The sequence below is a fragment of the Gemmiger sp. An120 genome (genome assembly GCF_002160955.1).
In the GTDB taxonomy this organism is placed as follows: domain Bacteria; phylum Bacillota; class Clostridia; order Oscillospirales; family Ruminococcaceae; genus Gemmiger_A; species Gemmiger_A avium.
The window spans coordinates 16,860-28,325 of the sequence record NZ_NFLN01000021.1 but is presented as its reverse complement, the minus strand read 5'-3'; the positions used below and the strand labels follow the sequence as shown (position 1 = coordinate 28,325).

12 protein-coding genes are annotated in these 11,466 nt (G+C 65.4%); 2 read left to right on the top strand and 10 right to left on the bottom strand.

What is annotated here, in order from left to right:
• Window positions 1-37: 37 nt before the first annotated feature.
• Both B5E65_RS13525 and B5E65_RS13520 read right to left on the bottom strand, forming a co-directional pair.
• On the bottom strand, window positions 38-619 hold the full coding sequence (locus B5E65_RS13525) for an HdeD family acid-resistance protein (RefSeq protein WP_087172295.1): 582 nt from the start codon (window positions 617-619) through the stop codon (window positions 38-40).
• A gap of 16 nt (window positions 620-635) precedes the next feature.
• Window positions 636-1,589 (bottom strand): hypothetical protein, encoded by a 954-nt coding sequence (locus tag B5E65_RS13520; RefSeq protein ID WP_087172294.1) that lies wholly within the window; start codon window positions 1,587-1,589, stop codon window positions 636-638.
• Between the two features lie 214 nt (window positions 1,590-1,803).
• Between B5E65_RS13520 and B5E65_RS13515 the strand changes: the two genes are divergently transcribed.
• On the top strand, window positions 1,804-2,868 hold the full coding sequence (locus B5E65_RS13515; RefSeq protein WP_087172293.1) for a tetratricopeptide repeat protein: 1,065 nt from the start codon (window positions 1,804-1,806) through the stop codon (window positions 2,866-2,868).
• Between the two features lie 22 nt (window positions 2,869-2,890).
• On the opposite strand, the gene B5E65_RS13510 is transcribed toward B5E65_RS13515, so the two are convergent.
• The 5 genes from B5E65_RS13510 to B5E65_RS13490 all read right to left on the bottom strand — a co-directional run bounded on the left by B5E65_RS13510 (window position 2,891) and on the right by B5E65_RS13490 (window position 6,621).
• Window positions 2,891-3,715: a hypothetical protein gene (locus B5E65_RS13510; protein ID WP_087172292.1), complete on the bottom strand. Its 825-nt coding sequence runs from the start codon at window positions 3,713-3,715 to the stop codon at window positions 2,891-2,893.
• Window positions 3,716-3,967: 252 nt separating this feature from the next.
• Window positions 3,968-4,681 carry a hypothetical protein gene (locus B5E65_RS13505; RefSeq protein ID WP_087172291.1) on the bottom strand — a complete coding sequence of 238 codons (714 nt, stop codon included), beginning with the start codon at window positions 4,679-4,681 and terminating at the stop codon, window positions 3,968-3,970.
• 16 nt (window positions 4,682-4,697) lie between these two features.
• On the bottom strand, window positions 4,698-5,327 hold the full coding sequence (locus tag B5E65_RS13500; protein WP_087172290.1) for a hypothetical protein: 630 nt from the start codon (window positions 5,325-5,327) through the stop codon (window positions 4,698-4,700).
• Window positions 5,324-6,232 (bottom strand): ABC transporter ATP-binding protein, encoded by a 909-nt coding sequence (locus B5E65_RS13495; RefSeq protein WP_087172289.1) that lies wholly within the window; start codon window positions 6,230-6,232, stop codon window positions 5,324-5,326. The genes B5E65_RS13500 and B5E65_RS13495 overlap by 4 nt, the downstream gene beginning before the upstream one ends.
• The gene (locus B5E65_RS13490; RefSeq protein ID WP_481810361.1) at window positions 6,229-6,621 is read right to left on the bottom strand and encodes a GntR family transcriptional regulator; all 393 of its coding nucleotides are present in this window, start codon (window positions 6,619-6,621) and stop codon (window positions 6,229-6,231) included. The genes B5E65_RS13495 and B5E65_RS13490 overlap by 4 nt, the downstream gene beginning before the upstream one ends.
• Before the next feature lie 181 nt (window positions 6,622-6,802).
• Between B5E65_RS13490 and B5E65_RS13485 the strand changes: the two genes are divergently transcribed.
• Complete coding sequence (locus tag B5E65_RS13485) at window positions 6,803-7,834, top strand: LacI family DNA-binding transcriptional regulator (protein WP_087172287.1); 1,032 nt, start codon at window positions 6,803-6,805, stop codon at window positions 7,832-7,834.
• Between the two features lie 188 nt (window positions 7,835-8,022).
• Here B5E65_RS13485 and B5E65_RS13480 read toward each other — a convergent pair whose 3' ends face one another.
• From B5E65_RS13480 to B5E65_RS13470, 3 genes are read right to left on the bottom strand one after another with little or no spacing between them, the layout of a single operon-like run.
• Entirely contained in the window at window positions 8,023-9,405 is a 1,383-nt protein-coding gene (locus B5E65_RS13480; RefSeq protein ID WP_087172286.1) for an MATE family efflux transporter, read from the bottom strand.
• A 21-nt stretch (window positions 9,406-9,426) separates the two neighbouring features.
• The gene (locus B5E65_RS13475; RefSeq protein ID WP_087172285.1) at window positions 9,427-10,017 is read right to left on the bottom strand and encodes a cytidylate kinase-like family protein; all 591 of its coding nucleotides are present in this window, start codon (window positions 10,015-10,017) and stop codon (window positions 9,427-9,429) included.
• A gap of 49 nt (window positions 10,018-10,066) precedes the next feature.
• Window positions 10,067-11,419 (bottom strand): C39 family peptidase, encoded by a 1,353-nt coding sequence (locus tag B5E65_RS13470; RefSeq protein ID WP_087172284.1) that lies wholly within the window; start codon window positions 11,417-11,419, stop codon window positions 10,067-10,069.
• Window positions 11,420-11,466: the final 47 nt, after the last annotated feature.

The following is an 11,466-nucleotide window of genomic DNA, read 5'->3' as shown; positions in this document are numbered from 1 at the left end:
CAAAAATTCACAGAATAAGTACGACTTTTGGGGCTGCTTAGACCTCCATCAGGTCGTCGCCGGCATCCCGCACGGCCTTTTCCAGTTCCCGCAGCACCAGGCTGGTGTAAAGCGCGCAGGCCAGCCCCAGCACCGATTCGATCAGCAGCACCGCCCCGATCACCCGCACGGTGGTGGTCAGCGCCGCAAAGGGATTGATCAGGATCAGCACGCCCAGCACCACGCTCAGCAGCGCGAAAAACAGCATCCCCCACCAGCGCACCAGGCCGGCCCGGCGCAGTTCCAGCGCGTTCTGGATCCGGCCCAGACTGTCCAGCAGCACAAACACCCCGAACACCGCGGGCAGGACGGTCAGCACCGTGTCCGGCTGCACCAGCAGAAAGATGCCCAGCACGGTGAACAGCACCCCGTATACCAGGCTGAACCAGGCAAACAGCAGCCGCTCCTGCCGGGCGGCGGCGAACCGCCACACCGCCAGCAGACCCACCGCCAGCAGCGCCGCGCCGCAGGCGTAGCACAGCACCCGGGCCGACATGTCCGGCGCGAACACCAGCGCCAGACCCAGCGCCAGGTAGACCAGCTGCATCACAAACATACTGGCTTTCAGATGACGAAACATGGGTTTTCCTCCTTTGTTACAGCTGGGGCCCGGGGCCCTGCAGCGGACGGACCACGCCGGCCTGGCGGCTTGCGCGCAGCCCGGACAGCACCGTGGGCACCATGCCCAGCAGCAAGAACAGATACAGCATTACCAGGTTGCCCCAGTACATGGCGCCGTCGATGGCCTGCATTTCCAGCAGCACCCCCACCGAGCGGAACCCGGTAAACACATCCACGCCCAGTTCCCGGGCGATCACGATGCCCCAGTCCAGCCGGTCGGCCGCGTAGGTCATGAGCAGCATGATCACCACGCTGACCGCGGCCCCCTTGCCCGAAAGCCGGCCGCCCAGCATCTCGTAGCCCTTGATGGCGCACACCCCCATCACCAGGCCGCTCAGCGCCGCCACATAGCCCAGCTGGCTGAGCAGGATGATGCACGCCGCGCCCGCCAGGCTGCCGATCAGCGCGCCCACCGCCCCGGCCACCGGGTTTTCCGGCTTGACGGGCGCGGTGGCCGCCTGCTGCTGCATCCGGGCCAGACATTCCGGACAGAGCTGCAGCAGCCGTCCGCCGGCAAAGCAGCTTTGGGTTTCGCCCGCCGCGCCGCAGCTCTGGCAGACATTTTCAAAGCCCGCCTGCCGCAGAAACTCCGCAAAGCCGTCCAGCAGCCCGGGCAGCACCTCCGGCATGTGTTTGGTTACCTTCAGCGAGTTCTTGATGGTCATGTTCACCGTCTGCCCCTGCTGAAACAGCCTGGCGCAGGCCCACTGCCCGGCCCGGAACTCCTTGATCTCTCCGGCGGTCAGCGGCCCGGCGGCCCGCTGCACGCAGACGGTCACGGTCAGGATGCCCGGCTGGGAGGGCTTGAGCGGATGCACCAGAAGGTCGAACCCGCCCCGATTGCCAAACAGAGCCGGCTGTCCTGCGTCCGGCGTCAGCCCGGTGGCCTCGGCCACCATCTGATAGAACTTCTGAAAACGGTTTGCCATGCGCAATCCTTCCTCTCTTTTCGGTTTGCTTTCAGTATACCATATCCGGTGAAAACCGGCGAAAAAAATCGCCGCACCGGCCTAAAAAACTCCTTTTTGCAATTTTCACCCGGTTGGGGTCGTTTTTGGTTCTGGCAGGCGATTCCCGGGAGGCGCTATACTGAAAGAAAGCGGGCGTCTGTACCCCGCCACGAGAAAAGAGGAGAGAGGAACCATGAAACGAAAAATCCTGTGCCTGCTGCTGGCGCTGGCCCTGCTGGCGGGCTGCGCCAGCCTGGAGGAGCGCTGGCAGGAGCAGTACGACCTGGGTATGCGCTACCTGACCGAGGGCAGCTTTGACGAGGCGCTGGCAGCCTTTACCGACGCCATCGCCGTGGACCCGAACCGGCCCGAGACCTACCTGCAGCGGGCCGAAGCCTACCTGGCCCTGGGCATGGTCAATGAGGCCCTGGCCGATTATGAGACGGCCCGCAGCCTGGACGGCGGCGCAGCGGCCTGGGCAGGCATGGTGGAGGTGTACATCCAGCAGGAGGACTATGACGTCGCCCAGCGCGTGCTGGACGAGGCCCTGGCCCTCTACCCGGAGGACCCGGCCCTGGCCGAGCTGCAGGCCCGGCTGGAGCAGCTGATGATCCCGGAACCGGGCAGCGACGAATTTCTGGAAGCGGCCGCCGCCCATCTGGATACGGCCGCCATCTTCACCGGCGTGAGCCTGAACGGCATCCCGGCGTCACAGGCCAGTATGGAGAGCTTTCTGCCGATGCTGCCGTACTACCAGATGGGCAACTTTACCAACAACCCGGATCTGGGGATCACCCTGTCCGGCGACTACGACTATTTCATGGCCCACCGGGACAATGAGGAAACCTATGCCAGCCTGATGACGATCACGGTCATGCGGTATGACGACACCGAACCCCGCCGCCCGGCCATCTGGCTGGACGAAGGGCAGCTGGCCGGTATCCAGCCGGAGGACACCCTGGCCACCGCCCTGGAAAAGCTGGGCTTTACCCCGGAGGAGATCCAGTGGCTGGCCGGCTGTACCTACATCGGACTTGCAGAGCAAGCGGATGGAGGGGTGCGGCTGAGCGTCCGCCTTCCCGGAGAAAACGCCAACGATGCACAGAGCAGCTGTGCCCTGTCGATCGGTGACCAGACGGGGGTCAGCAGTACCTTCACCTTTGTGATGAACCCGGCGGAACGGCACGCCGACACCCCCGCGATAAATGGGGATGCCCGGCTGATCGAACTGCAGGTCTTCAACGGCAACGCCGCCTGACGATAGCAAAAAACAGGACGCATCACCGATGCGTCCTGTTTTTTATGGATTTATGGAAAGCGCAGGCGTCCTCCCGCTGGGCGCGGCGCAGCAGCATCGCCAGCTGGGCGGCGGCCAGGGGCAAGGTCCAGATGTCCGCCAGGCCCATGGGCAGGGTCAGGTCCAGGGTCAGGATCAGGATCACCACCGCGCAGGCGGCCACCGCTACCGGCGCCAGGCGGGCGGCGCCCATCCGGCGCAGGCCGGCGGGAATGGCCAGCGCGATCCCGGCCAGGGTGAACAGCAGGTTCAGCAGCGCCCAGTGCGCACCGGCGGTCTGGGCCAGCGGGGCGGGCTCCTCCTCCACCGTCTCTGCGGCGGCGGGGGCGGCCAGGGTCTGCACGGTCACAGCGGCCGGGGCAGCGGTCAGATTCTGCACCGGGGCCGGAGCCGGAACAGCCGGGGTCACCGTGCTGCCGCCATTGCTGCCGGTGTTGCCGGAATTGCTGCTGCCGCCATTGTCGCCGGTGTTCTCGCTGTCGCCAGTGTTCACACCGTCATCTTTGTCATCATCGTCGTCGTCGTGATCATCGCGATCGTCGTCATCATCGTCGTCATCATCTTTGTCGGGCTTGTTGTCCGGCTCCGAATCCTCGCCGGTCAGAGAGCCGTTGCCGGTGCCGTCCTGGCCGTGGCCGGTGTTGGCGTTGTTGCCCTGATCAAAGCCCGGGGTGCCCTGGGTCTGGCTGTTGCCCGGATGATTGTTGCTGGGGCTGTCGGCAAAGACGCCGGTGCTGGCGGCCGAGGTCAGCATCCCGGCGGCGATCAAATCGCAGATAAAGCGGCGGATGTTGTGGTTCTTTTTCATGATTGGTTCCTCTCCCTGTATAGCAGATACCTGGCCGTCCGGCAGGGCGTTTCGGTTGTTTGGCGGGGCGTGTTCGCTCCCTGTGGTTATAGAATACCACCGGCCGGTCACAAAACAGGAAAATCAGGACAAAGGCCCGGCTGATCCCGGTCAGAAAAGCCGATCCCCACCCAAAAGGTTAAAAATGAGCTGTTAAAAGGTTAAAAAATCTCCCGGAGAATTGAATCTCCGGGAGAAAAACTATTATTTGGGTCAGCCTCCGCCGCCGGTAGCGGGCAGACGCAGTATCCAGCGGGCGCAGAGCACCAGATAGACCAGCGCCGCCGCGGTGCCCAGAATACCCAGCCCCAGCGGGTTTGCCGCCACAAAGGGGCCAAAGACCCCGCCGAACAGCCGGGACAGCTGGTCGTCGAACAGCACCACCGCCATCCAGATGCACCAGAGCACCCAGCCGGCCTTGCCGCCGAACTTCAGCAGCGGCGCGCCGATCAGGTAGGCCACCGCGACGGGCCCGGCCAGCAGCAGCGCCAGCACCGCCGGGCTCATGAAGGTCCAGACCGAGAACACCAGCTGCACCCCGCGGGGCTGCCACAGCAGCCGGTAGATGCCCTCGCTCACCCCGGCCAGGGCCAGCGCCAGCCCCACCGGCGCCAGACTGTGCAGAACACAGGCCAGCATCTCCCCCGCCAGCAGCCCGCGGCGGGTGGCCCCCAGCCGCAGCCCCCGGCGGAAATCCATCCATACCCGGCCCACATTGATAAAGGCCGCCATCACCGCGGTGCCGAACACCGCCAGCGTCCCGGCAAACCCCACCGTGCCGCAGGCGGGGCCGTCCTTATAAAAATAGTATCCGGTCACCAGATTGGTGCCCAGCTCCACCAGCAGCCAGACCCCGGCCACGGCGGCCAGCTCCAGCCACAGATCCCGCAGGCTGATGGCCACGCAGGCTTTGATGGTTCGCAGCATCAAAACTCCCTCCTTGTCACGCGTTTTTCGGGGCCAGCCGCATCGCCAGCCGGTGGCTGGCCGCAAACAGCGCCACCACCGCCACGGCGCAGACCACCTGTGCCGCCATAAAGCCGGGGTCGGGCAGTATCCCGGTCTCGTGCATCGCGCCCAGGATCAGCCCGCCCAGCATCAGCACAGAACCGCCCCCGGCCACCAGACCCCGGCCCAGCCGGCCTTCCAGCAGCCCCGCCGGCAGCGCCAGCTGCCCGGCCAGGGCCAGGAACAGCCCGTTGAACACCGCTCCGCTGGAAAAAATCGTCTCCATCCCGAAGGCCTGCCCCGCCCGGAACATCCCCAGGCTTACCACCAGCAGCACCGCCCAGCACAGCCAGGTCACGATCTGCATCCCGGCCCAGGCGGCCCGGCGGGTGCAGCCCATGGCCACCATCAGCGGCAGCATGGGCATGGCCATCGACGCCCCGCTTATCAGAAAGATAAACTCCGCCAGCAGCGGAAAGGCGATCAGATAGTTGGCCATAAAGTTTTCCCGGCTGTCGGTGCCCCACAGGGCGGCGGAGCCCAGCGTGATCAGGGCAAACAGCACCACCACGCCCAGCAGCATGGCCGCCCACCGCAGCGAAAACCGAACTGCCCGCGCCGTCATGCCGCGCCGCCCCCTTTCTCCTCGTGGCCGCACAGAGTCACGAACACCTTTTGCAGGGTCAGGGGTTCCACGTACACCTCACTGCCGGCACGCAGCGCCCCGGGCCCGCCGGGCAGCCGCACCACGCACTGTTTCTGGCGGCCCAGCCGCTCACAGGTCAGCACCCTGTGCCCGGCGCAGACCGCGTCCACCGCTTCCTCGGCGCCGGTCACCGCCGCAAACTGGCCCACCAGCTCGTCGGTCTCGCCCATTTCCAGGATGTTGCCCTCGTCCAGCAGGATGACCTCCTCAAACACCGAGGCGGCCTCCTCAATAATATGGGTGCTGATCACAAAGGTGCGCTCGGTCTCGGCGTAGTCCTCCAGCAGCAGCTTGTAGAAGTCCTCCCGGGCCACCACGTCCAGGCCCGCCACCGGCTCGTCCAGGATGGTGATGGGGGCCCGGCTGGCCAGGGCGATCACGATGGTCACCATGCTCAGCATGCCCTTGCTCAGCTTGCAGATCTTCTTGCGCTCGTCCAGCCCGAACCGTTCCACCAGCCGGGCGGCATACTCCTTGTCCCAGTGGGGCAGAAACAGCGCCGCCGCCTCCAGGTAGTCCCGCACCTTCATGTTGTTGGGGCCGCCGCCCAGGGTGGTGCCGATCTCCCGGGAAAAGCACAGGTTTGCCAGCGCCGCCGGGTTCTCCCACACCGGCTGCCCGCCGCACATCACGGTGCCCTCACTCACCGCCAGCTGACCGGTCAGGCAGCTGAGCAGGGTGGTCTTGCCCGCCCCGTTGCGCCCCACCAGGCCGTAGATGCAGCCCGGACGCAGGGTCAGGTCGATGCCGTGCAATACTTCGTTCTTTCCGTACCGCAGCCGCAGGCCGCGGGCCTGCAGTTCCGGGTGCTGGTTACCGTTCATCCTTGTTCCTCCTTTTCGGCGGCGGCCCGGCGCACCATCTGCGCCAGCTCCTCCGCATCGATACCCAGGCTGGCGGCTTCCTTCGCCAGCGCGATCACATAGTCGTTGTAAAAGGCTGCCTTGCGCCGGGCGGCGATGGCCTGCGCCGCCCCCGGGGCCACAAACATCCCGATGCCCCGCCGCTTGTACAGAATCCCCTCATCCACCAGCAGGTTGATGCCCTTGGCCGCCGTGGCCGGGTTGATCTTGTACACCCGGGCCAGCTCGTTGGTGCTGGGCACCTGTTCTTCCGCGGGGTAGATCCCCCGCAGGATGCCATCCTCCAGCATCCGCGCCACCTGCAGGTAGAGGGCGCTCTGGTCGTTAAAGGGTTGCAGCAACCCTCTCACCTCCTTATCTGTCCGTTCTACCCATGGGTTAAGTGGTTCATTACTTGTGTAACTAACCATAGCACCTAAACCGGACGCTGTCAAGGGGACGGGGGCAAAAAAATTCCCGTCTTGTCAAAAAGGCGGGAACTGGGTATGATAAAAGACAAGGAAAACGTTTGCGCGAAAGGAGGCGCATTCCATGGCAACGCTGAAAGAGGTGGCCCGGCTGGCGGGGGTATCGGCCAGCACGGTGTCCCGGATCATCAACGGCAAGGGCGAAAAATGTGCGGGCGCGGCGGTGCAGAAGCGGGTGTGGGACGCGGTGCGGGCCACGGGCTATGTGCCGAATCAGGAGGCCAAGCGGCTGAAGGAGGGCGGCGGAACACCGAAGGAGGCCATCACGGTGAGCTGCCTGTTTGCGCGGGCGGAGGATTATAAAGAGGACAGTTTTTTCAACGCGCTGGCGGCCTGTGTGGAGGAGGAAGTGCTGCGGCAGGGGTGCCGGCTGGGGCTCCGGTACAGCCATAAGGACGCGCTGCGTCTTTGCCGGGAGGAAGCCTTTGCGCCGGGCCGCACGGAGGGCCTGGTGGTGCTGGGCAAGAGCGGGCCGGACTGCGAGGGGCTGATCGGCCGGTTCAAGAAACGGGTGGTGCACATCACCCTGAATCAGATGGAGATACGCCGGGATCACATCGTGTGCGACGGATGGCACGCAGCGGAGATGGCGCTGCAGTATCTGTACGAGGCGGGGCATCGGGTGATCGGGTACGTGGGCGAGACGGAAAAGGAGATCCGCTACCGGGGATACCGGGCGTTCATGCTGGATGTGGGATTGACGCCGGGACCGATTTTTCCGGCGGCGATGAATCCGGCGGGCGGGCACCGGGCGGTGGAGCGGATCCTGGCGGCCAAAACCCGGCCCACGGCGCTGTTCTGCGCCAACGACGCCACCGCCCAGGGGGTATTGCGGGGATTGGCGGAGGCCGGGGTGGCGGTGCCGGCGCAGATGAGCGTGATCAGCATCGACAATATCCCGGAAGCGGAACAGACAAAACCCCTGCTGACCACCGTCAAGGTGCCGTTCCGGGATCTGGGCAGTTTCGCCGTCAAGACCCTGCTGGACCGGATCGATCACGGCCATACCGTGCCCCTGAATATCTTCATGCCCTGCGAGCTGGTGGTGCGCCAGAGCGTCGCGGCTCCGCGCAGCGATGCCAATATGGGGGGATAGAACCTATCCCCCCATACCCCCCGGAAATCAGGGCCGGAATACTCCGGCCCTTGGGAAAGAAAATGAACAAAGGCCCGCGCAGACCAAAATGGTTTGCGCGGGCCGTATTTTATATTTATCCCCAGGGCCGAATAGTTTCGGCCCTGATTTCCGGGGTCTGGGGGGACGTTGTCCCCCCAGATTGGCCTTTACGCCGCAGCCTGGCGGGCTTTTTCCACCAGGGGATGGATGATAGTTTTTTTCACCCGCAGCAGGAAGAACAGGGTCAGCGCCAGGCTGACCAGTTCGGCGGCGGGGAAACTCCACCAGACGGCGGTCAGGTTGCCGGACAGGCTGAACAGGTAAGCCAGCGGCACCAGCACCAGCAGCTGCCGGGCCACGCTCACGATCAGGCTGAACAGGCCCTGGCCCACCGCCTGGAACACCGATCCGCACACCACCGCGACCCCCGCCAGCAAGAAACTGACCGAGATGATCCGCAGCGCGGGCACGCCGATGGCCAGCATGGATTCCGAGGCGTTGAACATCCGCAGCAGCGCGTCCGGCAGCAGCTGGAACACCGCGAACCCGATCACCATGAACCCTTCGCCCAGGATCATGCTCAGCCGCATGGTGGCCCGCATCCGGTCGGGGCGCAGCGCGCCGTAGTTGTAGCTGATGATGGGCACCATGGCGTTGTTCATGCCGAATACCGGCATGAACACGAAGCTCTGCAGCTTGAAGTATACACCGAACACCGCGGTGGCCGTTTCGGAAAACACCAGCAATACCTGGTTCATGCAGAAGGTCATCACGCTGCCCACGCTCATCATGGCGATGCTGGGGAACCCGATCCCGTAGATCCGACGGATGGTAGCGCCGTGCGGCCGGAAGATCCCCCGCAGGGTCAGTTTGACCTCCTTGTTATGGAACTGCTGCAGATACAGCCCCAGCGCAAAAGCCAGGCACTGGCCGATCACGGTGGCCCAGGCCGCGCCGGCCACGCCCATGGCCGGGCATCCCAGCAAACCGAAGATCATGATCGGGTCCAGGATGATGTTGGTCACCGCGCCCACCATCTGGCAGATCATCGACAGCATGGTGCGCCCGGTGGCGCTCAGCAGCTTTTCCATCATGGTCTGGCCGAACACCCCGATGCTGACCACCGTCACGATGGTCAGATAGGCCGTGCCGGCCTCCCCTACCGCCTGCGATACGTTCTGCATCCGGAAATACGCGCCGCTGAACAGCCCGCCCAGCACCATGAACACCACCGTGCTCACCAGCGCCAGAAAAATACCGTTGTCGGCGGCCCGGTCGGCCTGGTCAAAATTCTTCTCGCCCAGGCTCTTGCTCAGCAGGGCGTTCACACCCACGCCGGTGCCCACGCCCACCGCGATCATCAGGTTCTGGATCGGGAACGCCAGCCCCACGGCGGTCAGCGCCGCCTCCGATACCTGGCTGACAAAGATGCTGTCCACCACATTGTACAGCGCCTGCATCAGCATGGAGGCGATCATCGGCAGCGCCATGCTGATCAGCAGCGGGCCGACCGGCCGGGTTCCCATCTTGTTTTCCGCAAGTTGATTCATCCTGTCTCCTTGTTCCTTCCTTTATTTGGCCGCCTTGTAGGCCGCCAGCAGCGCCTGCACGCAGGCCTCCTCTCCCAGGGCGGCGTTCAGCGCCAGGTCACAGTGGCGCACGTCCCCCCACCGGTTCTGGGTATAGTATTCATAGTAGGACGCCCGGGCCTTGTCCTGCTTGTAGATGCGGGTGTCCATCTCCTTGTCCTCGCCGGTCCAGCCCAGTATATCCCGGGCGTACTGGCGGCGGAACTCCATCGGGGCATGCACCATCACCCGCAGAAGCCCCGGATGATCCCGCAGCACATAGTCGGCGCAGCGGCCCACGATCACGCAGGGGCCCTCCTGCGCCAGCTTGCGGATCACCTGGCTCTGCGCCAGGAATACCTGATCCCCCAGCGGCAGCTCGGCGGTCATGGAATACAGGCTGTACAGCAGGCTGCCGGTGCGCCGCTGTTCGTTGGCAGCCACCGCCTGCTCGCTCAGGCCGCTCTCCCGGGCGGCCATGCTGATGAGCTCCTTGTCATAATAGGGGATGCCCAGCGCCGCCGCGGCCTTTTTGCCTACGTCACAGCCGCCGGTGCAGACCTGCCGGCTCAAAACGATGATGGATGCGCTCATAACCATTCCTCCTTACAGCCTGTTTGGATTATGCAGCCGGCGCCCGGGCTCAGGGTTTGAGCTCGGCCACCAGGGTGCTTCCCGTGTTGTCGATCGCGTATACCGTGATCTTTTTGCCTTCCGCCATCACCGGGGCGGGCAGCTGGATGTTGCCCTCCGGCGTGACCGAGGCATAATAAAACCGCTTGTGGGCGGTGGTGGCATGGGCCACCGGTTCCGCCAGGGTGTAGGCCAGGGTTCCCGCCGGGCGCTGGGGCGTGCCCAGAAAATCCGCCGGCAGCGGGTACGGCTGGCCGAACGCCTCAAACCGGTACATCCCTACCGGCCCCACCGGGCGCAGCACCGCGCTGAACCGTTCCGGATGGCCGTTGCCCGCGCCCTTGCGCTTGCGGTGCACCAGGCAGCAGGCCCCCGTCCAGCAGGCCAGGAACTGCTCCAGATCGTAGCAGCGTTCCGCCGCCGCGTCGTTGGGGCTGAACGGGTCGTTCACCAGCACCGCGGGCCGGTCCCCGGCCGCCCGGTCGGTCACAAAACCCCGCACCACCAGCGTGTGCCAGGGCGCCACACCGTCCGCGCCCTCCAGCCAGGGCAGACCCTCCGGGCTGGCGGGATCGTTGGTGTACCGCACGCAGCAGATCACCCCGTACCCGGCCTTGATCTGGGCTTTCAGCCCCGCCAGATCCAGCCAGGCCAGATAGGCCTCGTAGCCGTAGGCCCCCGCCGCCGCCGCGGCGAACGCCCGGTTGCCGCAGCCGGCCTCCTCGTCGTACATGGCCAGCGCCAGCTCCTCCGGCAGGATGTCCTCCCCCCACCGGTTCATCAGCATGGCCACGCACACCGGCAGGCAGCCCGCCGCGCCGAACGCCGGGTCCCGGTTCAGCTGGCTGTAGGCCGGAATCCTCAGCGCCCGGTCCAGCGCCGGGCCCTCCTGCCGGTTCCAGTCCCTGGGCCGCACGCTCACCGCCAGCAGCCGCAGCGCGCAGGTGATCTGGGGATCCTCGCTGTACAAAAATACCCGCACCTGGGCCTTGACGGCGCCGCCCGGCACGCAGAGCACATCCCCGTCCATCCAGGCGGGATCCGCCTCCGGCTGGTGCACGCCCGCCCGGCTTACAAAGGGGCTCCACCGGCCGAACCCGTACCAGCCCGACCACTTGTCGCCGCAGAACACCCGCACCTCGGCCTCCAGACTGGTGCCCCGGGGGGTGTCCGCCCCCCAGCTGACCATCAGCCGGTCAAAGGCCGAGAAAGGCAGCACCGGGGTCAGGTAACAGCCCCGGGGGCTGTAATTGCCGGTGGTGCGCTCCAGCACCAGCGCGCCGGTGCTCAGCGCCAGATTGACCATCTCGCCCCGGGCAAAGGCCTCGGTGCCAAAGATGACCACTGTATTTTTTGCTTCCATGCAACCACCTCGCGGCGGGGCGCGCCCACAGGGCGCAGATCCCCATT